Genomic DNA, 25,812 nt, shown 5'->3' on the forward strand with positions numbered 1-25,812 from the left:
ATCATCTTCCTGTTCCGTTTAAAAAGAGGTCTCGTTCAGCTCACCGACCACATTAGGCAGTTCATCCGCAAACCGGCTCCAGTCGCTCCGCATTTCTTCTTCGGTCAGCAGACAGGCGTCCAGGGAACGGACAATTTCCCCTTGATCCAAATCAAGCCCGATAAACACCACTTTGTTGATGCGATCCCCATAAACAGGGTCCCAGCGCAGGATGGAATCTCCTTCTTCGGCAAGGATTGCCTGTTTCTCCGTTTCGGGAAGCGCGGCCACCCAATAGCCCGCCGGTCCGAACCGGATCGAAGGCCCCGCCTGGCTGAGATTCTGGGCGAACTTGTTCCGGGTAGCAAGCCACATGATTCCTTTGGCCCTCACGATTTCCGCCGGCCAGTCCTCCATCCAGCTTTTCAGACGCCGGGGCTCGAAGGGCAGGGTGCGCTCGTATACGAAAGAAGAAATTCCGTACTCGTCGGTTTCGGGCGTATGCTCCTCCTTCTCCATTTCCCTTATCCAGCCGGCGGAAGTGCTGGCTTCTTCGAAATTGAACAGATTCGTGTTCAAAATCTCGGCCGGAGCCACCTCGCCCATAACGGACCGGATGAATTTCGCTCTCGGCTGAAGGGAACGGAGAACGCGCTCCAGCTCCAGAAGCTCGTCCGGGTCGATCCTGTCGCACTTGTTAAGCACAAGCACATCGCAAAATTCAATCTGGTCGATCAGCAGATCCACCACGTCCCGATTGTCGTCGTCGCTGACGGCCTGGTTGCGGTCCAACAGCGTTTCTCCCGAAGCGTAGTCATGCCAGAACCGGAAAGCGTCCACGACCGTAACCATGGTGTCCAGACGGCAGTACCGGGTCAGATCGATGTTCTGCTCCTCATCGATATAAGTAAAAGTCTGAGCTACAGGCAGCGGTTCTCCCACCCCGGTCGATTCGATCAGAATGTAATCGAAGCGGTTTTCTTTGGCCAGCCGCTCCACTTCTTTCAGCAGATCGTCGCGCAGGGTGCAGCAGATGCAGCCGTTGGACATCTCGACGAGGCTTTCGTTCGTCCGCGAAATCCCACCGCCGTCGCGGATCAGATCCGCATCCATATTCACTTCGCTCAAATCATTGACGATAACGGCCACCTTTAAGCCGTCCCGGTTATTCAGCACATGATTCAGCAGCGTTGTTTTTCCGGCGCCCAAGTAGCCGCTTAATACCGTAACGGGTATTTTGTTATCCATTTTTTCGTACTCCTTTATTCGGTATTATTAGCGCGTCACGATAACCGAACTCCGCCTCGTTAAAGCGGCGATTAGCATGTCCGTCTTCTTTTCAGCCCCGCTATGTAAGGGCAAATGGCGTTATCATTACTTTAATAGTAATCGTTACGATTACGTATAACGGAAAATATACCGTCTTTCGTTTCCCCTGTCAACATCAAATTTTCAGTATTTTACGGAAAATAACGGAAATTGTCTTCATTTGGCATGAAGAAAAAACAAGCTGCCACAGGATGGAGTTACGCGCAACAGTGGAGCGGGCAAGCCGGGTTTCCGTCCGATAGCGGCGGATGGGGGTTGAAACCGGAGCAAACCTGGTATATACTAAGCAAAATCATTATATCGGTATCACGCCAGTGAAGAGATTCCAACTCGGAGGCGTTATCGCCAAGGAGAAGCACGGCGCTTCCCCTAAGTTAACCGGGTCCGCCCGTTACCGCGGAACTAAAGTGGATTGGACGCCGCAAACGTCCGGTCAATTTGGGTGGCACCGCGAGAACATAAAAGCGCTCCTCGTCCCATGAAGACGAAGGGCGCTTTTTGTATACCCAAATAAAGGAGTGCGGTGCCATGTTAGACGTAAAATGGATACGGGCCCATCAAGCGGAAGTCGAGTACGCAGCCCGGCACAAAGGAATCGAAGTTTCCATCCCGGAGCTTCTGGAACTGGACGAGGTGCGGCGGAGCCGGCTGGCCGAGATCGAGGCGTTGCGGCAGTCGCGCAATACGCTTACCGAAGAAATCGGCATGCTTCTTAAGCAGGGCGATCAGCCCGAGGCCGCCCGTAAGAAACAAGCGGTGAAGGACATTCATCTGCGGCTGAACGATCTGGAGGCGGCGTACCGGCTAACCGATCAGGCTTACACGGCGGCGATGCTGCGCGTGCCGAATCCCGTGTCGCCCGATACCCCGGCCGGACAATCCGACAAAGACAATATCGAGCTGTACCGGGCAGGCACTCTCCCCGACTTCGCATTCGAGCCGAAGGATCACGTAACGCTGGGGAGCCTTCATCGCATGATCGACATCCCGCGCGGCGTGAAAACCGCCGGCCCCCGCCAATATTACTTGACGGGCGCAGGAGTTCTGCTGCACCGGGCGGTTCAGCAGCTTGCTCTGGATCTGCTCACCGAGAAAGGCTTTATGCCCGTGGACGTGCCGCTTATGGCCCGCGGGGAAGCCCTTCTAAACACGGGCTACTTCCCCCTCGGGGAAGATCAGACTTTCAAGCTGGCCGATGAAGACAAATGGCTGGTCGGCACCTCGGAGGTCCCTCTTGTCTCCTACTACAGCAATGAAATCGTGGATCTTGCCGAGCCTGTAAAGATGGCGGCCGTCTCCCTCTGCTTCCGGAGTGAAGTCGGATCGGCCGGAAGAGACGTCCACGGGCTGTACCGCGTCCATCAATTCGCCAAGGTGGAGCAAGTCATTATTTGCGAAAACAGTCTGGAAAAATCGGATGAGCTTCTGCGGGAAATTACTAAAAACGCGGAAGAATTGATGCGGCTGCTGGAGCTGCCGTACCGGGTCGTGGCGGTTTGCTGCGGGGATATGGGGCAAAAAACGTATAAACAGGTCGACATCGAAACCTGGATGCCGAGCCGTAATGCCTACGGCGAAACGCATTCGTCGTCCAACCTGCTTGACTTCCAGGCCCGGCGTTCAAACATCCGCTACCGCAATGCGGAAGGGCGGCTGACGTACGCCTACACGCTGAACAACACCGCGGTCGCTTCGCCGCGTATTCTGATTCCGTTGCTTGAGAATCATCAGCGGGAGGACGGTTCGATCCGTATTCCCGAGGCATTGAGAAAATACATGAACGGAATCGGGGAGATCCGGGCCGTACACGAATAAAAAAACTGCCGGAGAATGTCCGGCAGCCAGAGTCCCTTCCGTCAGGAAGGGACTTTTTGACGCGTACAAGAAGGTTTACGGAGCCGCCGTAATGACTAAAGCTTCCCAGGCTCCGCCGACGGAGTCCCGGTTCGCGACCAGCACGGCTCCCTGATTCAGATCGGCGCTAACCACTTTGTTGTTCGCCAGCGCTTTCAATCCCACGCTTCCGTCCGGCAGCGCGATTTGCCGGAACTTCTCCCACTGCTGGATGGAACCTGCGGACGCGATAAGCTTGCCGCCTTGATTCAAATCCGCGCTGACGTATTTGTTGTTGGCTTGCGAAAGCAGGGACAAAGTACCGTCCGGATTCGGTATGATTTTGAATTTCTCCCATTCCGCGACACTCGTCCGGTTTCAAGCAACCCCGTTTTCATCATCATTTCCTCCCCGCTTCATGGTTAAGTGAACGTTCTCACGTCCCGGTGTTTCCTGCCTCTTCCCCTCCACCCTCCTCTCCTTCCGGAAGTCCGTGCGAAGCTGACAGCCGGTGTATCTTTATCATACTTCCGACGATCCGGGCTTAATTAGGCCTCGTTTTACTGCTAGATGTCCGTTATTTCGGGTTATCCTTCCATGTACCGTTTGGCGCGGTATTCCTGCGGAGTGATGCCTTCTTTTTCCTTAAAAACCCGGGTAAACAGCTTCGTATTCTCAAAGCCGACCTGTTCGGCGATTTCATACACTTTGGAATGACTGCTTTCCAGCAGCTCTTTGGCCCGGGAAATGCGGATTTTTTTAAGATAGCCGACGAAATTGTCCCCGGTATATTCCTTAAAAATTTTGCTGAAATACGTATAGTTCAGCGATACATAGTTGGATACCATCGCCATGTTGAGATCCCGGGCATAATTTTCTTCCATGTATTTGACCGCCCGCTTGATTTCGATATGATCGACGTGCACTTGTTTCATCCGGCCGACGTATTCGTCCAGCAGCTCGACCAGACGTCCTGCGCAATCCGCGTATTCGTGGTAATGTTCGAAACTGTCGATCGTGCCGGCTTTTTTGTATATTCTCAAAATCTCCACGGATTGCTCCCCGTACGTATGAAAAACCTGATCGAACACATCCTTGTTCAGCAGGCTGGAGACCGCTTCCACGTAGGCAACGCCTTCTTCGCGCGCTGTACGCGCGTCCAGTACATGCGCAAGCAGCGCTTTGATTTCCCCGAGTCGTCCCGTGCCGAGCTTGTTGGAAATTTGCCGGATGTGCTCGCGCGGGATTTCTCCGCGGTCCCGCTTCTCCTCCAGCTCCTCAACAAGCTGCACGCAGCCGCCGGCCGAAGCAATAAAGGTGCTGCGGAGAGCGCTCAGCGCCTCGCGGTATGCTTCCTTGAACAGCGCCGCATCGCACTTCTCCCGGCTGACGCCCGCGCGCAGCAGCGGGCTACTCCCGTCCGGGACAGCGGCCCGCAGCAGGCGCAGCACGCCGTCGGCCGGCGCCAGCAGGACAAGGCTGCGGTCCTTGTCCATGAAGACGAACGTGCTCGCGCTGTTCAGAAGCGGCTGCAGGTCCCGCGGAACCAGCCGTTCCAGCCGTGCGAGTCCTTCGTCCAGCTCGCGGGGGCGCAGATCCGGCGGAAAGCGCAGCAGCCCGAGCCTCCAGCTGCTGCCGTTGCCGTTGTGCGCGAATCCTACGGTAGCCAGCCGCTGCCTGATCTCGGATGCATCCATCTCCGGATGCATCAGAATGTAATTCAGCTGGCTCGAATGGAACGATTCAAGCTCGCCGGAGCCGGCGGAATACTTACCCGGCCGCGCTACTTGCCGGGCTTCCTGCCGATCCAGCTCCTTCTCGGCCTGCTGCAAGGCTTCGTAAAGCACAATCGGCTTCAGCAGGTAGCCCTTGACGCCGTTGCGGATCGCTTCCTTGGCGTAGGCGAAGTCGTCATGCCCGCTCAGAATAAATACGAGCGGCTTGACGGGGAATGTTTGCAGCTCCCGTAGGAGCGCTATTCCGTCCATTCCGGGCATGCGGATGTCCGTAATGACGATATGGGCGCCCGCATCGCGCACAATCCGCAGCGCTTCCTCTCCGTCCGAGGCGAGTTCAATCTCGTAAGTTCCGGCAAATTCCCTCCGGATCATGGAGGAAACCCCGAGCCGGATGTTCTTTTCATCGTCTACAATCAACAATTTGCGCATAAGCCGCTATCCCCCTCCGGTTAATGAAAGCAGCGGCAGGCTCAGGACGACCTCCGTCCATGCCCCTTCCCTGCTGGTTATCTGCAGCCCGTACTCCTTGCCATAGTAGAGCCGGACGCGCTGGTTCACATTCCTCAGGCCGATTCCGCTGCCCTCCCGCTCGCGAAGGTCTCCGGCGGAATGCCGGTGCCGGAACGCTTCGTCCTCCATGCTCATCGCGAGCCTGAGCTCCTCAAGCTTACGCAGCGTCATCCCTCTGCCGTCATCGTGAACGCTGATGAACATGCGGCCGTCGAGCTCCCGCGCTTTCACGGTAATCACCAGCACATCTTCGCCGCCCGCCGAGCGGATTCCGTGCTTGACGGCATTTTCCACAATCGGCTGGAGAGACATCTTGGGCAGCTTCTGGTCCCAAAATCCAGGCGGAATCTCAAGCTGCAGGCGCAGCTTATCGTCATAACGGATGTTCATAATGGCGATGTAATTGCCGATATGCTGAATCTCGTCTGCCAGCCGCACATAATCGCTGGTCCATTTCAGGTTGTACCGCATCATGCCGCCGAGCGAGGTCAGGGCGTCCGACAGCGCGTACTGCTCCCCGATTTCAGCCATCATTTTCAAATTTTCCAGCGTGTTGTACATAAAATGGGAATCGATCTGGTTTTTCAGCGAGTTCAGCTCGGCTTCTTTCGTCGCCGCCTGCTTATTGACCGCCTCCACGATGAGCTCGTTAATTTTGCGCAGCATGAGCCGGAAATGATGAGCCAGTTCCCCCACTTCGCCTCCCCCGTGAATGTCGATGTCGAAATGAAAATTGCCCTGGCGCACTCTTTTCATCGAATTTTGCAGCACGTGAAGCTTTTTCAGAATGAGCGACAGCAGAAAATACGTCGTCACCGCCAGCATCGCGATCAGGCCGATAACAGCCAGAATCAGGTTATTGCGCGTCTTCGCGATATCCGAAAACGGCTCCTCCAGGGAGACGATGTTCAGCATAAAGGCGCCGAGCCGGTCGAGCTTCGCGTACACGCACAAATACCGTGTTCCTTTGCTTGTAAATTCAAAGCTGCCGCCGAGGGAAGCGTCCCGGTTCAACCGGTCGAGAAATTCGGACGGCGCCAGTTTACGGAAGAAAGCGGTATCATAAAGCGTGTGAACGGTCCCGCTTCCGTCGACGATCATCATCTGCGACTGTCCGTCCTGCACCCGGCTGAACGTTTTCGGGAAGAAAAGATCGAAGAACATATCGACCTGCACGATCGCCTCATGCCGACCTTTAACGAAGCTGACTTCCCGCAGCAACGATACTTTCCCCCGCTCATCCATCGAGGGGACAGACGTATCCCGGATGAGATCCGGGTCCGAATGCCCGAAGATCCACTGGACAGTGCCCGAGCTTTCTTTTACTTGTTTGTACCAGGGCTGGCCGGTAACCCGGGATTCGCTGAAAAAAACCGGCCATATTTCCTTCACGTTCGCATTGCTCGTGAACAATCGGATATGAGCGAGATTCGGATTGTTAAACTGAAGACGCAGCAGGTTGTCGTAAGCGTTCCGGCGGTATTCGAGCAGCTCGTTCACTTCGAGATTGCGGTTGCTTTGCAAATATTCCGCGACGGCCGTATCGGAAACGATCAGTTGGGCGGTTCTCTCCATCGTTTCCATATGATTGTAAATATTGGTTTTCTCCACTTCCAGCATTGACTCGTTCGATTTGACAATTTCCCGGATCGTGCTCTGGTAAAAGGAATTAAACAAGTACATCGACAGCAGCACAACCGGAATCAGCATGATAAAAATATACGAGACGATCAAGCGGGTCTGCAGCGGAACGGCGCCTGCCGCCTGGATCGTCCTGGCTTTCCAGCCGGATAGCCGGCTTGTCATATCCACCGCATCACATCCTAGTCGAGTATCGAAAAAAAGAAAGCCCGATCGGGCAGCGCAAAAGCAAAATTATGGCAATCGGACTAATTCCAGTATATCGCCAAAACTCCAAAAAACCCAGAAGTCTGGGTTCTCTGAAAATCTTATTTCAAAACTGCTGAAGCTTCTTTAGATTGTCCTCGTACACTTTCTGCCGGTACGCTTCCACCTTGGCGATGCCTGCGTTTTCGCGATCCTTCAGAAACTTGGCGAAAATCTGGTCGAATTCCCCGTCGCTCTTGGCGAGCAGCAGCTTCGGCAGCGCCTTGCCCCACAGCCCCGAAATTTTGCCCGCGATGATCCCTTCCTCGGAACTTCCCGTCGGATTCACTTGATCGAATTGAGAGAAGCTTTTCGTCTTCCCTTTCGTCCAATCTTCCAATTGCTTGAACGGTTCCACGGCGGGCGGCGCCCATTTCAAGTTCATCGTCGTATCCATCAGCATCCAGAATGTATAGGCGGACCCGTACCGTTTGTCGAACGCCGTGCGGTCTTTGTTGAGCAGAGCGAGCGCCTCCGGTTTGAACTGGTCTTTGCCGTCAATCGTATCGTAGGAAACGCCTTTCTCGCCGAGATAGAAATCTTTCTGACCTTCTTCGCTCAGCATATACGTCAGAAAACGGATGGCCCTGGCTTTATCCTTCACGTCTTTGGAAATCAGCGTGACCGTCCAGCCGGAAATCGTGCCCCCGCTCAAGACGGGCGGGTCCTGTTTCGCATTGCCGGGACCGTTCACGGCGATATACACGGAGTTCGGGTCCTTGGCATACAGCACATTCTGCTGAGCGGCGAAGTCCGTACGCTGATACATCATCGCGAAGTAACGCCCCTGGGCGATTTTCTCTTCCATCTGCGGCCGCTTGTCGATAAAAATGTCTTTGGCGAGCAGGCCCGTCTCGTTGGCCTTGCGGAACGTTTTCAGCCATTTGACGTACTCGGGGTCCGTGGTGCGGTCGTACAGCTTGCCGTCTTTTTCCATCGGAATGGCAAGGAAGTTCTGGAGAATGGAAGAACGCTGGTTATAATCTTCCAGCGAATAGTTGCCGGAGTCCCCGAATTCGTGCAGTCCGAGCGGAATGAGCGGCTGTCCCCCCACATCGGGAAACTTTTCCTTCGCGGCCTTCAATGCGCCCATGAAGCCTTCCGGCGTCCGCATATCGGGCCTGCCGAGCGCCTCGTACATATCTTTGCGGACCAGGAAGGTCTGGTTCGACGTCTGTTTGTCCCCCGAAGTCTCGTAATCCTTAGGAGAAGCCGCGGCGTTCGGATAGCCGTATACGTTCCCGTCCGGCTGCGTATACCACGACACCTTGGCGGGGTCCGCCACCTTGACGAAATACGGATCATACTGGCCGGCAAGCTTGTTGAGAGGAAGCACCATCCCGCCCTCGATCATTTTCTTGACCCCGTCCTCATACCAGCCGAGCGTGATAAAATCCGGCAGCTTGCCCGACGCGATCATCGTATTAAGCTTCTCGTTCTCGTTGCCCGCGGGTACGATCAGGTTAAGATTCACGCCGGTTTTCTTGGTGATATACTGCGAGGTCGGATCGGCTCCCCACTTGCTCCCGAACCAGGAGAAATTCAAGTACCAGTCGAACGTGACGGGCGACGTGTCGCTCTTCCACCCCGGCGCGTTCGGGTCGATCTTGACTTCGGCGGCCGTGGACTCCGGCCTGGACGTTTCACCTCCCGCCCCTCTTTGCGTGCATGCCGCGGCCGTTAAGGCCAGGACGGCGCTGAGAACCAGAGGAACCAGCCTGCTCGTTTTGCGCATAAGATCGGTCTCCTTTTACACGAATCATGAATACTTCAATCTAACCTTTGATGGAACCAATCATAAACCCTTTCACAAAATATTTTTGCAGAAACGGATAGGCCAGAACAATTGGGAGCGTTGTGACCACCATCGTCGCCAGCTTGATCGATTGGGAGGTGACGTTCTTGGCCATCCCGCCGGGAGCCGCGGCCAGCATCTGGTTCGAGCTGGATTGGGCCACCACCCTGTAAAGGAAGGTCTGGATCGGCTGAAGATCGGGATTGTTGATGTAGATCATGCCCGTAAAATAATCGTTCCACTGATAGACCCCGTGAAACAAGGCGATCGTAGCCACTACCGGCATGGACACAGGGAGCACGACTCTGCAAAAAATCGTAAAGTCGCCGGCTCCGTCGATTTTCGCCGCTTCTTCGAGCCCCGCCGGAATTTCCCGGAAGAAGGCGAGAAAAATAATCAGATCGAAGAAATTGAACATCGCGGGAAGAATGTATACCCAGAAGCTGTCCAGCAGTCCCAGGTCACGGATGAGCAGATAGGTCGGGATCAACCCCCCGCTGAAAAAAAGCGTCACCGTGCCCAGCATCATATACACCCGTCGCCCGAGCAGCTCCCTGCGGGAGAACGCGTACGCGACCATCGAGGTGAAAAACACGTGTGCCGCGGTGCCGATTACCGTTTTTGCCGCCGTAATGCCCATGGCCTTCATAATCCCCGTATTTTCAAAAACGGCCCGGTAATTGTCCAGACTCGGCACCCTCGGCCACCAATAAATCCCGCCCTGCATCGCATCGGTCCCGTTGTTGAACGAATGGACCAGCACGTACCAGATCGGATAGAGCGTCACAAAACAGACAAGCAGCATTACGAACCCGTTTAAACCATCAAAAGTCGTTTCCCCCGCTGTTTTCCGTTTAAACCGAATCAATTCCAAGCCTCTTTTCTTCAGAAAAGTGATGTCTGATTAAATCGTTTGGTCACGTAATTGGCTCCTAGCAGAAGCCCCAGGGCAATGACGGATTTGATGAGTCCGACCGCGGTCGCGTAAGAAAACCGGCTGTTTGCGATACCCATCTGATACACATAAACGTCAATCACATTGCTAGCGCTTTCATTCAAGGAATTCCGAAGCACCAGAATCTGGTCGAAGTTGGAATTGAGCACACCGCTGATGGCGAGAATAAACAGAATCGTGATCGTTCCCTTAATCGACGGGAGCGTGATGGCCCGCATTTTCTGAAAACGCCCCGCCCCGTCCATCGTGGCCGCTTCGTAAAGTTCCGGGGAAACCCCGGCCATCGCCGCCAAATAAATGATCGCTGACCAGCCCAGCTCCTTCCAAATGTCGGTCGAAACGACAATGCCCCAGAAATAAGCCGGTTCGGCCAGATATGCGACCGGTTCACGAAGAATTCCGAGTCCTTCCAAGAGCTTGTTGATCAATCCCGTATCCGCCAGCCAGGTGGACAAGATTCCGCCTAGAATGACCCAGGACAAAAAGTGCGGTAAATACGAGATCGTCTGAACCGTTTTTTTGAAGCGCACCGATCTCAATTCATTCAGAAAAAGAGCGAACAGGATCGGAAGCGGGAATCCGATGACCAGCTTGAGCAGACTCATTCCGAGTGTATTCCGGATGACGTGGAGCAAGTTATCGTCCTCCAGGAAAGCCCGGAAGTGTTCGAATCCTACCCAGGGCGCCTCGGAGACGGGCTTAATGATGCTGAAATTTTTGAAGGCGATCAAAATCCCATACATGGGTATGTAGTTGAAAACGAGAATCCAGGCGACCCCGAGAAGAGCCATCGTCTGCAGCTGGCGCTGTTTGTAAAACAAGCGTATCCAGCCTGCCGCTCCCCGTTTGCTCTGAAATGCCGCCGGCGTACGGGAGCGATTGCTGCTTGGCAAGTATCCGCACCTCCTGTCGGTTAAAGTGGAAATCCCGGTTCCTTTATTGTACAGGGGGCGGATAGCGGTCATAAGGCCTCTTTTTTTTCATTGGGGATTAAAATTTCAGGTAGCCGCACCCGAACGGCCGCCAAAAAAAGACATAAAAAAAGTGCCCTCCGGCACCGTTTCGGATCAAACTCGGAACAAACAGACACGTAAATAGGGACCCCGGTTATCCGTGATAATCGGCAGGCCCCTATGCTTGATTGAACGTATTCAATTGTCCGTTTACACTCCATTCCGCTTCATTCGTTTCCTGGGTTCCCGCATGCCTCCGCTTCAATTATTAAGGGCATGCTTCGCTAACTGGGTACAACGGATTCATCTCCCTTCCTGTAGTCTGGACTTCTGGTAGTTATGGTCCTATAGGGATCACCCCTGACTGTCAAGTTGAAGTGTTTATGTCCTTATACCCATTTAAAATTTGTGTTCCTCCTTGGCTTTATCTTACCTCAAATATTAAACTATTGTAAATATTCAGAAAATATCGAAAATAGGCGAAAGAACCGTTTTACCGGTTTCATTCACCCTTTTTCTCGTATTTTCTAACATTTTCTAAGATTTTGTAAGCGTTTCAATGTTTCTTGCTTTGGCCGGAGTCAGACGCTCGAAAAACGAATTACGCAAAGGATTATGGGCGATTTGTATACCCAGCACATTCTCCAGATCCTTGAAATGAATATACGCTTTGCGCGATTTTAACAGAAGGGGATGTTTGAGCGGAATTTGTTTCCCTGCCGTTTCAATCGTTCCCGATTCCGGATCCAGCTTATAAGGCTTGCCATGAAGGTAGAACGTAATCGTACGGTCCTTGTTCCTGGTCATTGTGCCGCCCAGATCCTTCAGCGTGTCCCGCAGGGGCACGTAATTATAATCCTGGCTGAAGTCCATCACATTGCGCTGGATAGTCCGGTTCAGGACCTGGGGCGTGATATCCGGGCTACCGGCCGTGATGCGCGAAATCTGCATAGGATCGTCGGCTCTTGTCGTCATTTCGCTGAGAACCGTGAAGCCGTACTTATACCCGACACTCTGGAGGAGCGAGGTAGCCCGGTCATCATAATAGCCGTAGGGATACGCGTAGGAATCGACTTCCTCTTCCCCCGCTTTTTTCAGTTTCTTCATGCAGTCGAGGGCGTCGTTAACCACCCGCTTCTTATACTGTTCCTCCGTCTCCTGCTTGCCGTCCACCACAATGTTCGTCGTCAGCAGAGGTTTGCCGTTCTGTTTGTCGTGCATGCTGTCGGAATGACACTGACAGGAAATATTGGCGTCGCGATCCGTTGCGATCGTTCTCAGCTGCCGCTCGTCGAGAAAATGGAGCTTGCGCGCACGAGGGTCCGCCAGCGTTCCCGTGATCTCGAAATTAACGGCCGGAACCTGAAGCTCCTTCAGCACCGGATAAGCCTGGTCGTATAGACTTTCGTACCCGTCGTCGAACGTAACCAGGACGGCATTCTCCGGCACATTCCCGCCCGCCATAAAGCTTCTGAACTGCTGGAGCGTGATAAAGTGATAATTTTCTTTCTTTAGAAAAGTGAGCTGGCTGCGGAACAACGCCGGTGTAATCGTGACGTTGCTCGTGTCCGTATCGCTGATGTGGTGATAAAGCAGGACGGCAACCTGATCTTTGTAGGTAAAACGCGGGGCGCTCTGGCGCACCAGGTAAATCGATCCTGCAACGAGGAGAAGAGAAAGAAAAATTTTGAGTGCTTTCATCATACTGCTTATAACCCCTTTTTCAAAATAAAGAAGACTTTATAAGGTTCCATCTTTATCCGTCCGCTTCCTTCCGCATTCGGCTTCGTAAAACATTAATTTTTTGTAACTTTTTTATCCAATTTATTCCATTATAAAAAATCCGCTTTTTCCGCCTCCCTCTTCCATTCAGGCGTTTCCCCTTACGGGTCAAACGCACAATCGCCATCCCTCCCTTCGTCATATGTTGTAGGGTAATGTCAATCAAATTAAGAGGAGTTGGATCGATATGGGATACGTTGGAGGAGTAGGAGCAGGAGCAGGTTGCGGCGTTGGTTACGGTGGACTTTTCACTAGCACGGCGGTAATTCTGGTTCTCTTCATTCTGCTGGTTATCGTCAGCCGCACTTTCCTGTACTAAGTTAAAGAACGCACTATAAACGGATCCGAATCAGCAGACGACCGTTTGAACAGGCGCCTCTAGCAGGTGCCTGTTTGTTTTTTTCGCGCCTCCCCCGGCCGCACAACTATCCGGGATTTTTTTACATACACTGATAAGAACGATTGGAAATGAAAAAAGTTACCGGTTTCCGCTGTTTATTCGATGACTACCGATTTTGTAAAAAGGGGGATGTAATCCGATGCGTGTTATGCGGGAGGTCGCTCATGCCATCCACAGCCTTTCCGAATGGCTGCTGGGAAAACAGGAAAAGGACGGAACGTGGAAATTTTGCTACGACAACGGAATTTCAACGAGCGCCTACCTGATTATTCTGCTCCGCACGCTGGAAACGGAAAATGCGGACGATGAGGCGCTGATCCGACGGCTGCACGACAGCATCGTCCGCACCCAGCAGCCCGACGGCTCCTGGAAGCTGTTTGCCGACGAGAAGGACGGCAATTTGGCCGCAAGCGTGGAAGCCTATTACGCCCTGCTCTTCTCCGGCTATTCGGACGACAGTAGTCCATCCCTGGTGAACGCCCGGGCCTTTATCCGCTCCCGGGGAGGGATCACCGGCGTTACGAATGTCCTGACACGCGTCATTCTGGCCGCAACGGGACAGATTCCGTGGCCGGCGGCGTACTCGATCCCCCTGGAGTTCCTGCTCCTGCCGGCGTCGGCTCCCTTGAGTTTCTTCGATTTGTCCGCCTACGCGCGGGTTCATCTGGCGCCCGTTCTGCTGATGGCGGACCGCAACTTCTCCGTCCGTACGAGCCGGACACCGGACTTGTCCGCGCTGGATGCGCGCCGGGACGAGGACGGGAAGAACGGCGCCTCATCCGGGTCGGTGCCCGGCTCTTCCGCACAACCGGATCGCGGCCCGGGCGGGCTGCTGGCGGCCATCCAGGCGGGGATCTCGCAGCTCGCCGCGCTTCCCGGCCAGCTTCACGGGAGCGCGGTGAAGAAAGCCGAGCGGTTTATGCTCGAGCGGATCGAGCCCGACGGAACGCTGTACAGCTACGCCAGCAGCACGTGCCTGCTCGTCTTCGCGCTGCTCTCGCTCGGCTTCGAGCGCCGCCATCCGACTATCGCGCAGGCGGTAAAGGGCCTGAAGGCCATGCTGTGCGTGTCCGAAGGCAGGCTGCTTATGCAGAACGCCCCGTCCACCGTATGGGATACGGCTCTGATCACCTATGCGCTGCAGGAAGCGGGCGCCCGGCCGGAAACTCCCGGAATCCGGAAGGCCGCCTCCTACCTGCTCGCCAAACAGCAGCGGAAGATCGGCGACTGGAGCCGGAAGGTTTCCCATCCGGTACCCGGAGGCTGGGGGTTCTCCCCCTCCAATACGCTCAATCCGGATGTGGACGATACGACAGCCGCTCTCCGCGCGGTTAAATTTCTGCGCTCCGAAGGGGCTGCCGGCCGGGAAGCGTGGAACAGGGGCTTGTACTGGATCATGTCCATGCAGAACCAAGACGGGGGCTGGGCCGCTTTCGAGAAGGACACGGACGAAAGGCTGCTCACGCTCCTGCCCATGGAAGGCGCGAAGCATGCGGCAATCGATCCTTCTACGGCCGACTTGACAGGCCGGACGCTGGAATTTCTCGGCGGCACAGCGGGTCTGGACGTTAAGCACGTCTGGATTCGTAGAGGGGTCGACTGGCTGGTCGCTAACCAGGAAAAGGACGGTTCCTGGTACGGGCGCTGGGGGATCTGCTACCTGTACGGAACGTGGGCTGCGCTGACGGGGCTGGCGGCGGTCGGCTTGAAACCGGATCATCCCGCTATTGCCAAAGGGGTACGCTGGCTGCTCAGCGTTCAAAATCCGGACGGGGGCTGGGGAGAATCGTGCGGCAGCGACATTGTGGGCCGCTACGAAAGTCTCGGGGCCAGTACCCCGTCCCAAACCGCATGGGCCCTCGACGCGCTGATCGCGGTTCATCCCCGGCCGTCGGCGGCAATCGACCGGGGCATACAGAGACTCGTCGCCGCTCTCGGTGAGCGGGATTGGACTTCCTTATACCCGACAGGGGCGGGACTGCCGGGCAGCTTCTACAACACCTACGAAAGCTACCGGTACATCTGGCCGCTCCTTGCCCTCAGCCATTACCGCAATAAATACGGAGAGAAGTCCGTCAAACCCGAATAACCCGCCTGGTACAGCAGGCGGGTTATTCTCTGTCCTTCAAGACTGGTCTTTGGAGGAATCCGGTCCTTTTACCTCCAATAAATGCGTATACCGGTCGTACCGGCCGTCAAGCTCTTCGGCCATTTCGCGGTACTTCCGGGTTTCCTCGACCACGGGATCAGTCGTGGCCTGTATGCGGATTTCCGTCTTGGCCAGAAGCCGTTTTCTCGCGGATTCCTCTCTGTCTTCTTCCTTCATCTCGCCTTCCGTCAGTTTGCGGACCAGCTGTTCTTCCATTTCTTTGGCATCCATCCCGGTACACTCCTTTCCTAAATCGTCCCCGTTCGGGAAGGGAACCTCTTCTTTTATAGTACCCGGTTAAAAGAGACCCTACACCACGCCGTCCCGACCGCGCTGCAGGCACAGGCGCAGGCGAAGACTCTCTTCTTACGCAAAGAGAGCCTTTTGCCTGCCGATAGTTAATTGATTCCGTTCGCATACTGCTGGAAGACGGCTTTAACCCTTGAAGTGATATAGCCGCTCCCTCCTCTTCCTTTTACATCCTCGATCATCATCGACACGAGAAGCTGCGGATCGGCCGCATCGAAACCGACAAACCAGCCGTTCTCCTGGCCTTCTTCCCCTTTGCTCTTTTTAAGCTCGGCCGTGCCCGTTTTACCTGCGATAAGTTTGCCCGGTACAGCCGCTCCATGTCCCACGCCGCGCGGATCCTTGACCGCTTCGACAAGGTCTTTTTTCAAAAGTTCAGCCGTTTCGGGCTTCATCGCCGATGGTTTCCAGTACTTCTCCTTGCCTTTGTCTTCCTTCAAAAGCGAAGGATAAATGATATTGCCCTGATTAACAAGCGCCGAGTAAGCCAGAGCGATGTGCAGGGAAGTCATGGTCACTTCGCCTTGTCCGTAACCGGAATCGGCCAGTTGAATATCGTTTGCGATCTGCTTGTTGTACAGCTGCGAGGTATCGAACGCATACGGCAGCGGAAGCTTCTCGTTGATGCCGAATTTGGCGGAAGCCTCGACAAACTTGTCTTTCCCCAGCTCCAGAGCGGCCTGGGCGAAATAAATGTTGTCGGAGTTCGTCAGCGCACTCTGCAGATTGACCGGACTCGCATCATGCACCCGGGTTACGTAGTAGCTGCCCCAGGATGCGTCCTTCGTCCAGCGAAGCCCTTTGATCGGCTTCTGTTCGTCGGGGTTCAGCACCCCTCCGTCGATCGACACCGCTGCCGTAAGCATTTTGAAAGCCGAACCGGGCGAGAAGGTTTTCGTAAAGCGGTTCAGGAACGGCTTCTTGGGGTCCTCGTTGAGCTGCTTATACTGCGTGCCGGATATACCCTTCACAAAAGCGTTCGGATTGTACGACGGACTGCTCACGAGAGCGAGTATTTCACCGGTAAGCGGCTGGATTGCGGCAGCCGATCCGGCATCTTTTTTCATCTGCTCGTAGACCAGCTTCTGGAGATTAGCGTCGATGCTTAGCGTCACGGTCTGACCCGGGACCATTTTCTTCTCGGCCAGTGTATCTTTCTCGGCGCCGTCGGCCCCCGTAATGAAGATTTTATAACCGGGCTGGCCCTTGAGCTGCTTCTCGTAGATCTGCTCCAGCCCCGCCTTGCCGATTACGTCGCCCGTACGGTAGCCTTCGCTCTGAAGCTTTTTCAGCTCCTCCGCGCTGATCTGTCCGATATATCCGGTCAAGTGAGCCGCCGCTTCGTCAAACGGATAGGCCCGGATTTCTTTGCTGCTGAACGTGACGCCGAGGAGCTTCGTGTAAGCTTCGGCTGCGCCGTCCTGAATGTACGCGAGCGGTACGAACGATTCCGGCTTCACCCAGGATGCCGACAGCTTCTGGTTGATCTCCTCCACCTTCATCCCCAGCTTATCCGCCAGCTTCGCTTTGGTCTGCTCCGCCGCATCGCCCAGCTTGCCCGGTACGACTCCGATTTGCTTGGCCGGGCCGTTGTAGGCGAGCTTGTTGCCGCGCCTGTCCACGATTTCGCCCCGCACTGCTTCGGCGCTCTGGACTCTTACTTTATCCCCGTCCTTCAATTGGGGGAACAAGTAGGAAGGCGACCAATCGACCTGCCAGACGGTGTCTTTCTCTTTCTTGCCCTTCACCAGACGGGCGGTCTGATCGAATTTCACCGGGCCGGCGAGCGTGTTCAGCTCCACATGAAACGGGACGGAAACCTCGTCCTTATTCTTGACCGGTTTTTGCAGTTCTTCCGGAAAAGCCGGTTTTACGGTCAAATCCGTCATTTCAATCCCTTTATAGACGCTTTCGTATTTTTTGACGAAATCGTCCTTGCTGATTTTAGTCTGCGATGCCGGTGACAGCTTGTCGTACATCGCTTCGTAATTGAGTGCTTTCCAGCCGCTCACATAGGCCTCGAAAGCGTGCTGCGGCGTTTCTTCCTGACTGCAGGCCGGCAAAAGCAGCAGAAGGAGAATGCCTCCGATTCCCGCCAGCGTCTTTCCGTTTCTTATCATGAGATCGCCCCCTGAATGTTCGAATACTTCGGTTGCTTCGGTTGCTCCGGTTCCCTTCCCGTTTTCTTCGTGATTCGCGCTTGCGCATTGGCGTCGGTCAGTTCCAGAGCTTCATGCTGCGCAGGACTTCTCCCGCGATTTTGCGGGTCGTACTGCCGTTTGCCTTCATATCCGCCTCTATATTAAGGGCAAACACATACTCCTGCCCCTCCTTCTCAAGGTGTCCCACGAACCAGCCCAGCACATCGTTGCGGGGTTCCGTCATCGCCCTGACTCCTTCACGTTCCGTATCCTTCTATCATACCGCACCCGTACAAAAAAATCAGGTCCTCCCGCTTCGCGGAAGAACCTGATTCCCGATTCTGCGAGCCTCTTCGGGCGCAGCCGGCTCGTTAGCTTCGTTTATTCTACCCGCATCCGGAGAGTGGACTCGCCGAGGGCGACTTCCTCCATACCTTCCGCGTTCTCGTAACGGATCGTGCTGACCAGCACGTTATCCCGGAGTACCTGTTCGTACCGCAGTAAGGCCTCTTTAAGCAGCGGATCGGCATCCAGCACAAGAGTGATGCGCCGGTCAATCGGCAGATCCAGCTTTTTGCGGTAATCCTGAACGGCGCGGACGACTTCACGGACGGCCCCTTCCTGCTTGAGCGCTTCGGTCACTTCCGTATTCAGGGCGACGGTAAGGCCGTAGCCGGATGCGGATGCGAAGCCTTGCTTCGCCGTTTTTTCCACGAGCAGTTCATCCAGCGTCAGGTGCACGCTTTCCCCCTGTACCTCTGTATCCAAAGCACCCCGGCCGACCGCTGCGGCAGCTGCTTCAGGAGAAAGATTTTTCAAATAACCTTGCAGGGGACCTACTAATTTGCCGTATTTTTTGCCGGCCGCTTTCAGGTTCAGCTTCAAAGCAAACTGGACGAAACCGGCATCGCTTTGCTCCAGACGAACTTGCTTTACATTGATTTCCTCCTGGATGATCGCTTCAAAACGGTCCAGCGCAAACTCGCGGTCAAGCGAAATCAGAAGCTCCGACAACGGCTGGCGGGTCTTAATCGCCGTTTCGTTGCGGACGCTGCGAGCCAGTTCGACGATCTGCCGAGCCGTCTCCATCTCTCTTTCCAGCGCGGTATCGACGGCGGCTTCGTCCGCTTTCGGATAGTCGGCCAGATGCACGCTGCCTTTCCCTCCGAGATTGCCGTATACGTCTTCGGCGATCAGCGGAGCGTACGGCGCGATCATCCGCGCCAGTGTGAGCAGAACTTCGTGGAGCGTCTGATACGCCTCCACTTTGTCTTCCGGCATGCCGCTTCCCCAGAAGCGGTCCCGCGAACGCCGGATGTACCAGTTGCTCAGCTCATCCACGAATACCTCGATCTGCTTCGCCGGATTAAGGAAGTCGTTCGCGTCCAGTCCTTTGACGACACTTGCGAGCGTGCTGTTCAGCCGCGACAAAATCCAGCGGTCCAGCTCATTACGCGGCGGTTTCCGCTCGAACGAACCCGGATCAAAGCCGTCGATATCGGCATACAAGGCAAAGAACGCATGCGTATTGTGAATCGTATCGATGATCTTCGATTTTGCTTCCGCGACGATCTGCTTGGAGAAACGTTTGCTGTTCCAGGGGGCGCTGTCCGACAGAAGCGCCCAGCGGAACGCATCCGTCCCGAACTCTTCGATAATGTTCCACGGGTCGAGGACATTCCCCTTGCTCTTGGACATTTTCAGCCCGTTCTCATCCAGCACGTGCCCCGTTGAAATGACCGCCTTGTACGGCGCCCGGCCGTTATACAGCGTCGAAACCGCCAGCAGGCTGAAAAACCATCCGCGCGTCTGGTCGATGCCTTCGCAGATCATATCCGCGGGATACTGCTCGTTGAACGTCTTCTCGTCTCCGAACGGATGATGATACTGGGCGAACGGCATGGAGCCGCTGTCGAACCAGACGTCGATCACTTCCGGCGTTCTCTCCATCACCCCGCCGCACGAACAACGAAGCTTGACGTCATCCACGTACGGTTTATGAAGCTCAAGACTCTCATCCACGGGATCGACGGCACGATCGCGCAGCTCCTGGTGGCTTCCCGGAGCAAATTCCTCTCTGCAATCCCCGCAGACCCATACGTTAAGGGGCGTGCCCCAGTACCGGTTGCGGCTGATATTCCAGTCCACCAGCTCCTCCAGGAACTTCCCGAAACGGCCTTCGCGGAGATGGCCCGGATACCAGCTCACTTCGTTGTTGTTCGCGATAAGCTGGTCTTTGACCGCCGTCGTCCGGATAAACCAGCTTTCCATCGCGTAATACAGCAGCGGCGACTTGCAGCGCCAGCAGAACGGATAGCTGTGCTCGTAGCGTTCTTTGGAGAAGAGCAAACCTCGTTCGGACAGCTTTTTCACGATATCCACGTCGCAATCTTTCACAAAACGGCCCGCGAAATCGGTAATTTCCGCAGCGTAGGTGCCATCCTGCTTCACGACATGGACGAAATCGATCCCATGCTGGCGTGTAGTGCGGTAATCGTCTTCCCCGTGCGCGGGCGCGATATGCACGATCCCCGTTCCGCTCGAATCGCTGACATAGTCGGCGTCTACGACCAGATGGCCTTTGTTCAGCTTCAAATAGCCGAAAGGCGGCTCATATGCGGTTCCGACGAACTCGGCCCCTTTATGCACGGAGAGGACCTCCGCTTCGCCTCCGAACACCTTGTCGGCGAGATTCTGCGCCGTCACGTACACGTCTCCGTTATGCTTCACTTTGACATAATCGAGATCTTTGTTTACCGCCAGCGCCACGTTCGCCGGAAGCGTCCAGGGGGTCGTCGTCCATGCGAGAAAATATTCGTCCGCGGCCTTGCTCTTGAACTTGACCGTGGCACTCAGATCTTTGACGTCTTCGTAGCCCTGCGCCACTTCGTGCGAGCTTAGCGTCGTCTGGCAGTCGGGGCAGTACGGGCTGACACGGTGGCCCTTGTACAGGAGCCCTTTCTTATGGATGACCGACAGCACATGCCAGACGCTCTCGATGTAATCGTTCGTCAGCGTCACGTACGGATGTTCCATATCGGTCCAGTAAGCGATGGCTTCGGTCAGTTCGCGCCACTGTTTTTCATATTCGAACACGCTGTTCTTGCACGTTTCCACAAACTTGGCCACGCCGTATTCCTCGATCTCCTGCTTGCCCGAAATGCCCAGCTGCTTCTCGACGCCCAGCTCGACCGGCAGTCCGTGCGTATCCCAGCCGGCCTTGCGGACGACGCGGTAGCCCGACATCGTTTTATAGCGGCCGATAAAATCCTTGATGACCCGGCCGAGCATATGCCCGATATGCGGCTTGCCGTTCGCCGTAGGCGGACCTTCGTAAAAAACGAAGTTCGGCTTGCCTTCCCGGTTCTCGATCGACCGGCGGAACGTATCGTCCTCCCTCCACTGGTTCAGGACCCGCAGCTCCCGGGTTCTTGCTTTTTCTTTGACATCGACTTTGTTCATGTTCCGTCATCCTTTCCGGCTTCGGTTCTTAAAACAACAAAAAAATCCCGTCCCATAAGGGACGAGATTGTATCTCGCGCTACCACCCTTGTTCCGCCAAAGCCTTGTGGATAAAAGCTATGCGGCACCTCATCTGCGTACGATCATACGCGTCCCTTGTAACGGCGGGATCCCGGGTCAGCTTACTAGCCTGCTTCAGCTTTCCTTCTCGGAGAGGATTTTCTGCTCATTCTTGTCCATTGGCTTTCAGCGCGGGGCCAACTCTCTGGGGAACAAGGGATCAGCGTACTCGTTCTCGTCAATGAATTTCTCGGGTTCATTTTCAGATATTCCATTTTTACAGCATTTTCGGTAAAATGTCAACCCGCGTTTGTCCTTCGGCGCTGCGGCGGTAATTTCGTTGTCCCGCTCTTTTTTTACCTGGCTTCCCCATCCGGCACTTGTATGACTTTCCATAAGGAGGTAGTCTGGAATAGAAAAATCAATCGGACTTCTATTTGATGAGGTGGTGCATGCATGAATGTCGAGGCTTATTTGAAAAGAATGGACACGAGCCGTCCGGCCAAGCCGGATATGGCTGCTCTGAAGGAGCTTCAGCTCCGGCATATGCTTCACGTGCCTTTTGAAAATCTGGACGTAATCCGTCAAGTACCGATCACGCTGGACATCGCTTCCTTTTATGAAAAGGTGGTCGGGCGCCGCCGCGGAGGCTTCTGTTACGAGCTCAACGGACTTTTCAGCACACTTCTCAAGGAACTTGGTTTCACGGTGCGCCTGATTGCGGCTACCGTCGCCAAGCCGGACGGAACTTGGGGGATGCCTGAAAGCCATGCGACCATTCTGGCGGAACTGGACCGATCCTATCTGGTCGACGTCGGCTTCGGCGACTCCGCCAGATCCCCGGTTCCGCTGGACGGAACACCGGTGGAGGATGCAAGCGGCGTTTACCGGGCCGTGAAAGTGCCGGAAGCGGACGGCCTGTACGATCTCCAGCGCGCCGGCGAAGACGGGGCCTGGAGTGCGCTGTACCGCTTCTCGGCGGCGCCCCGCTCTCTGGGGAGTTTTGCCGAAGCGTGCACGTTCAACCAGACGTCCCCCGAGTCCCATTTTACGCAGAAGCTGCTTGCGACAAAAGCGACCGCGACGGGACGGGTGACGATTTCGGGCGACCAGCTGATCGAGACGGACGGTGACGTCAAAAGCAGACAGCCGCTGGCCCCGGAGGAACTGGAAAAGACGCTGATCAGCCGTTTGGGCCTGTCCGTCTGAAAGACGGAAAGCCGGTCTGCTCGCATAGAGCGGACCGGCTTTTGGTGATTGCCGCCGGGGCGATACTTCGGCGCCATGGGTTTGCTGCGGCGCTTCAATACTGGAGACGCCGGGTGTCCGCATAAAGCTGCCAACCATTTTTCTGACGCTTGCCACAGCGGCGATTTCTTTCGATTTGCAGCAACGCTTGGAACGCGAAAAATCGGTATGCTCGCATAGAGCATACCGGTTTTGGGTGCTGCATTCCGCTTCAGCGCTCTTCCGGACCGGCTTCCTGCCGGCGTTCCCCAACTGCGCCTTGGAGGCGTGCCGCTTCTTTGTTAAAGGGCCGCAAGCTTGTTTCTCAGCCGCGCCGCCGCAAACATTCCTTCCGCGTCGTGCAGGACATCGCCCGGTTTGTTCCCCTTGCCTAGGATATAGCCCTCGAAACGGATGCCCATAAAGTCGAAAATATACTGAAACTGCTGAATCATCGGCAGTCCCTTGATTTCCGGCAGATCGCCTCCGACGGCGATGACGTAGGCCTTTTTGGCGGCCATCGTTTTTTTGAAATCCGGGTAGTCCCCGTCCCTCATCATCTGCGACCAGCGGTCCACGAAGTTTTTCATGATCCCCGACATGCTGTACCAGTACACCGGTGTCGCAAAAATAAGAACGTCCGCGGCAAGTACCCGGTCGATCACTTCTTTGTAATCGTCGTTCATCTCCGGAAATCCCTCTTCCGCATGACGCCCGTCGATAATCGCCCGGATTGTGTAAGTGTTAAGCTGAATCCGGTCGACTGTCAGACCTTTGACGGCTTCCTCCGTCAGTTGCTCCGTATTTCCATCGGGACGTGTTCCCCCGTAAATGACTGCGATTGACATGGCTGCGTTCACTCCTCGGTTCGATAAGTCGGCAGGCTCTTGCCCGTCCGCAGTGCAGGCGGGGGATGCCTCGTTCTCTTTATTTCGCGATTTGTTCCGGTGTTTCAGGTCTTGCCGGACACTACCCTCTCATTTTACAATAAAGAGAACGATCAACAAAGACGATTATTTCGATGTCATCAATCAACTTTTTCGATGAAAGAGAGAAGCAGCGATGGAAACCAAACAACTTCTGACGTTTAAAACCGCCGCCGAAAACCTGAATTTTACCCAGACGGCCCGGATGCTAAACTTTGCCCAATCCAGTGTGACCGCGCAAATCAAAGCGCTGGAATCCGAGCTTGGAGCCCCCTTGTTCGAACGGCTCGGCAAACGGCTCGTTTTAACGGAAGCGGGGCGCCAGTTTAAATTGTACGCCGACAAAATCATTACCCTGACGGAAGAGGCCAAACAGGCCGTCCGCGGGGACGAAGAACAAGCCGGAACGCTTGTGATAGGCGCCCAGGAAAGCCAGTGCACGTACCGTCTTCCCGCTTTGCTCAAAGAATTTAAAGCCCGCTTTCCGAATGTGAAGCTCGTGTTCCGGCCTTCGAATTCGGATGCTCATGCCAGGGAGCAGCTGCTGGAAGGCGTTCTGGATATCGCCTTTATCATGGACAGCTGCAAGCCGCGTGATGCACTGCATATCGAAACGCTGATCCGGGAGGAGCTCAAAATCGTCGCCTCGCCCGATCATCCGCTCGCGGACGTGAAGAACCTGACGCCGAAGGATCTGGAGCACGAAACGTTCCTGCTGACGGAAGCCGGCTGTTCCTACCGGACCATCCTGGAGCGGTCCTTCAGCTCCGTATCCGTCTATCCGCTAAACAAATTCGAATTTGCAAGCATCGAAGCTATCAAGCAGTGCGTCATGTCCGGCCTCGGAATCGCCATTCTGCCCGGCATGGTTGTAGCCGCCGACCTGCGTGAAGGGAAGCTGACCGAGCTGGCTTGGAAAGCGCCCGAGGGCGCGTTGTTCACCCAAATCGCCTGGCACAAGGACAAATGGATGACACCGCCCCTGTTGGCTTTTATCGAGCTGACACGGAAAGTATTCCATGCCGGCGAGATGGTTCCGGAGCACAAACCGGAAGCGAAGCCGGCGGAAGTAACGCTCACTTCCTGACGGCGAAAACGCGCATGACCTGCTCGGCCGTCTGTTCCAGCAGCTCCGGAGTGCGGCGCATCGCCTCTTCGAGGGACATCGGCCCGTTTACGAGGCTGAACACGGCCGTGACTCCCTGCCCGTAAAGCTCCTCGATCCCTTCGCCCACGGACCCGGCCAGCACCACGGCCGGAACGCCGTGCTTCGCGGCCAGCCCGGCGACTCCGGCCGGCGTCTTGCCCCTTGCCGTCTGGGCATCTGTGCGGCCTTCTCCGGTGAGGACCAGAGCGGCTCCCTTGACCGCCGCTTCCAGTCCCGCAACCGCGGAGACGACCGAGAAGCCCGATTCCAGCCTGGCATTCAAGAAAGCGAGAATGCCGCCGGCCAAACCGCCCGCCGCTCCCGTTCCGGGCTGCCCGTGCAGGGCCGTGCCGGTAGCCTCCCGGATCACATCCGCAAAGCGGGCAAGGTTGTTCTCCAGCCGGTCGACCATGTCCGGCGCCGCTCCCTTCTGGGGCCCGAACACGGCGGATGCGCCGTGAGGACCCGTGAAGGGGTTGGTCACGTCGCACGCCAGCGTAAAGGTGCAGCGGGCCAGCCGCTTGTCGAGGCCGTCCGCGGAAATACCGGCGACCTCGCCCAGCGCCCCTCCGCCTGCCCCGGCCGCGAGAGGCCTGCCTCCGCTGTCGAGCAGCTCCGCGCCCAGGGCCTGGAGCATCCCCGCTCCCCCGTCGTTGGTGGCGCTTCCGCCCAGGCCGAGTATAAAATGGCGGCAGCCTTCATCCAGCGCAGCCGCAATCAGCTGCCCGAATCCGTACGTGGACGTCAGCAGCGGGTTCCGTTCGGATTCTTCCAGCAAATAGAGCCCCGACGACTTGGCCATCTCGATGACCCCGGTCCTGCCGTCACCGAGAATGCCGAAGACAGCGGATATGTCCCGGCCCAGCGGGTCCTTCACGACGGCACGAACCATCCGGCCTTTAGAAGATTCCATGAGACATTCCAGGGTCCCTTCGCCGCCGTCCGCCATCGGAATAACGGAAGTCGTGATGTTCCCGATGCCTGCCCGGCGAACGCCTCTTTCGATGGCAAGCCCCGCTTCCTTGGAGGACAGGCTGCCTTTATAGGAATCCGGCGCAATGACGATTTTCAAGGGAATTCGCTCCTTTTCCTTATAGTGGCTGTTACACTCTCTTGCCCGTATCTGCCGCAGCGGATTGATTTTGTTTGGCGCCAGAAATCTTCCCGGAAGCAGTCGGGCTTCTCCCGTTTCAACTGCGTGACGCTAAAAGACGGCTGCGGAATCTCCT

19 protein-coding genes and 1 other annotated feature are annotated in these 25,812 nt (G+C 55.6%); of the genes, 5 read left to right on the forward strand and 14 right to left on the reverse strand.

What is annotated here, in order from left to right:
• Positions 1 to 18: 18 nt before the first annotated feature.
• Entirely contained in the window at positions 19 to 1,227 is a 1,209-nt protein-coding gene (locus AC2TF6_RS15835) for a GTP-binding protein (protein ID WP_491307566.1), read from the reverse strand.
• A gap of 609 nt (positions 1,228 to 1,836) precedes the next feature.
• On the opposite strand from AC2TF6_RS15835, the gene serS reads away from it, so the two are divergent.
• Positions 1,837 to 3,123, forward strand: coding sequence for a serine--tRNA ligase (gene serS / locus AC2TF6_RS15840; protein WP_491307567.1), 1,287 nt, complete (start codon positions 1,837 to 1,839; stop codon positions 3,121 to 3,123).
• A gap of 75 nt (positions 3,124 to 3,198) precedes the next feature.
• On the opposite strand, the gene AC2TF6_RS15845 is transcribed toward serS, so the two are convergent.
• The 7 genes from AC2TF6_RS15845 to AC2TF6_RS15875 all read right to left on the reverse strand — a co-directional run bounded on the left by AC2TF6_RS15845 (position 3,199) and on the right by AC2TF6_RS15875 (position 12,684).
• Positions 3,199 to 3,459, reverse strand: coding sequence for a fascin domain-containing protein (locus tag AC2TF6_RS15845; RefSeq protein ID WP_491307568.1), 261 nt, complete (start codon positions 3,457 to 3,459; stop codon positions 3,199 to 3,201).
• Between the two features lie 269 nt (positions 3,460 to 3,728).
• Positions 3,729 to 5,309: a response regulator gene (locus AC2TF6_RS15850; protein WP_491307569.1), complete on the reverse strand. Its 1,581-nt coding sequence runs from the start codon at positions 5,307 to 5,309 to the stop codon at positions 3,729 to 3,731.
• A 6-nt stretch (positions 5,310 to 5,315) separates the two neighbouring features.
• Positions 5,316 to 7,196 (reverse strand): cache domain-containing sensor histidine kinase, encoded by a 1,881-nt coding sequence (locus tag AC2TF6_RS15855; protein WP_491311670.1) that lies wholly within the window; start codon positions 7,194 to 7,196, stop codon positions 5,316 to 5,318.
• A 148-nt stretch (positions 7,197 to 7,344) separates the two neighbouring features.
• The gene (locus AC2TF6_RS15860; RefSeq protein ID WP_491307570.1) at positions 7,345 to 9,012 is read right to left on the reverse strand and encodes an extracellular solute-binding protein; all 1,668 of its coding nucleotides are present in this window, start codon (positions 9,010 to 9,012) and stop codon (positions 7,345 to 7,347) included.
• A gap of 40 nt (positions 9,013 to 9,052) precedes the next feature.
• Complete coding sequence (locus tag AC2TF6_RS15865) at positions 9,053 to 9,877, reverse strand: carbohydrate ABC transporter permease (RefSeq protein ID WP_491311671.1); 825 nt, start codon at positions 9,875 to 9,877, stop codon at positions 9,053 to 9,055.
• An 80-nt stretch (positions 9,878 to 9,957) separates the two neighbouring features.
• A complete protein-coding gene (locus AC2TF6_RS15870) occupies positions 9,958 to 10,920 on the reverse strand; it encodes an ABC transporter permease (protein WP_491307571.1) in 963 nt (320 codons plus the stop codon).
• A 597-nt stretch (positions 10,921 to 11,517) separates the two neighbouring features.
• Positions 11,518 to 12,684 (reverse strand): polysaccharide deacetylase family protein, encoded by a 1,167-nt coding sequence (locus AC2TF6_RS15875; RefSeq protein WP_491307572.1) that lies wholly within the window; start codon positions 12,682 to 12,684, stop codon positions 11,518 to 11,520.
• 265 nt (positions 12,685 to 12,949) lie between these two features.
• Between AC2TF6_RS15875 and AC2TF6_RS15880 the strand changes: the two genes are divergently transcribed.
• Together AC2TF6_RS15880 and AC2TF6_RS15885 are read left to right on the forward strand one after the other, a co-directional pair.
• Positions 12,950 to 13,081 carry a YjcZ family sporulation protein gene (locus AC2TF6_RS15880; protein ID WP_491307573.1) on the forward strand — a complete coding sequence of 44 codons (132 nt, stop codon included), beginning with the start codon at positions 12,950 to 12,952 and terminating at the stop codon, positions 13,079 to 13,081.
• Between the two features lie 220 nt (positions 13,082 to 13,301).
• Complete coding sequence (locus tag AC2TF6_RS15885) at positions 13,302 to 15,251, forward strand: terpene cyclase/mutase family protein (RefSeq protein ID WP_491307574.1); 1,950 nt, start codon at positions 13,302 to 13,304, stop codon at positions 15,249 to 15,251.
• Positions 15,252 to 15,287: 36 nt separating this feature from the next.
• Here the strand turns inward: AC2TF6_RS15885 and AC2TF6_RS15890 are convergent, their stop codons facing one another.
• The 4 genes from AC2TF6_RS15890 to ileS form a co-directional block, all read right to left on the reverse strand.
• Positions 15,288 to 15,542, reverse strand: a complete 255-nt coding sequence (locus tag AC2TF6_RS15890; protein ID WP_491307575.1) for a hypothetical protein — start codon at positions 15,540 to 15,542, stop codon at positions 15,288 to 15,290.
• Positions 15,543 to 15,709: 167 nt separating this feature from the next.
• Positions 15,710 to 17,740 carry a penicillin-binding transpeptidase domain-containing protein gene (locus AC2TF6_RS15895; RefSeq protein WP_491307576.1) on the reverse strand — a complete coding sequence of 677 codons (2,031 nt, stop codon included), beginning with the start codon at positions 17,738 to 17,740 and terminating at the stop codon, positions 15,710 to 15,712.
• A gap of 97 nt (positions 17,741 to 17,837) precedes the next feature.
• Positions 17,838 to 18,005, reverse strand: a complete 168-nt coding sequence (locus tag AC2TF6_RS15900; protein ID WP_491307577.1) for a hypothetical protein — start codon at positions 18,003 to 18,005, stop codon at positions 17,838 to 17,840.
• Between the two features lie 137 nt (positions 18,006 to 18,142).
• Positions 18,143 to 21,223, reverse strand: coding sequence for an isoleucine--tRNA ligase (gene ileS, locus AC2TF6_RS15905; protein ID WP_491307578.1), 3,081 nt, complete (start codon positions 21,221 to 21,223; stop codon positions 18,143 to 18,145).
• Positions 21,224 to 21,277: 54 nt separating this feature from the next.
• Positions 21,278 to 21,534: a binding site (T-box leader), on the reverse strand.
• 205 nt (positions 21,535 to 21,739) lie between these two features.
• On the opposite strand from ileS, the gene AC2TF6_RS15910 reads away from it, so the two are divergent.
• Positions 21,740 to 22,492, forward strand: coding sequence for an arylamine N-acetyltransferase family protein (locus AC2TF6_RS15910; protein ID WP_491307579.1), 753 nt, complete (start codon positions 21,740 to 21,742; stop codon positions 22,490 to 22,492).
• A gap of 320 nt (positions 22,493 to 22,812) precedes the next feature.
• Here the strand turns inward: AC2TF6_RS15910 and AC2TF6_RS15915 are convergent, their stop codons facing one another.
• A complete protein-coding gene (locus AC2TF6_RS15915) occupies positions 22,813 to 23,358 on the reverse strand; it encodes a flavodoxin family protein (RefSeq protein ID WP_491307580.1) in 546 nt (181 codons plus the stop codon).
• Between the two features lie 214 nt (positions 23,359 to 23,572).
• On the opposite strand from AC2TF6_RS15915, the gene AC2TF6_RS15920 reads away from it, so the two are divergent.
• Positions 23,573 to 24,523 carry a LysR family transcriptional regulator gene (locus AC2TF6_RS15920; RefSeq protein ID WP_491307581.1) on the forward strand — a complete coding sequence of 317 codons (951 nt, stop codon included), beginning with the start codon at positions 23,573 to 23,575 and terminating at the stop codon, positions 24,521 to 24,523.
• Here AC2TF6_RS15920 and AC2TF6_RS15925 read toward each other — a convergent pair.
• Positions 24,513 to 25,655 carry a glycerate kinase gene (locus AC2TF6_RS15925; protein ID WP_491307582.1) on the reverse strand — a complete coding sequence of 381 codons (1,143 nt, stop codon included), beginning with the start codon at positions 25,653 to 25,655 and terminating at the stop codon, positions 24,513 to 24,515. The two genes, AC2TF6_RS15920 and AC2TF6_RS15925, sit on opposite strands and share 11 nt — an antisense overlap.
• Positions 25,656 to 25,812 lie beyond the last annotated feature (157 nt).

Source organism: Paenibacillus sp. JNUCC 35 (assembly GCF_058269095.1).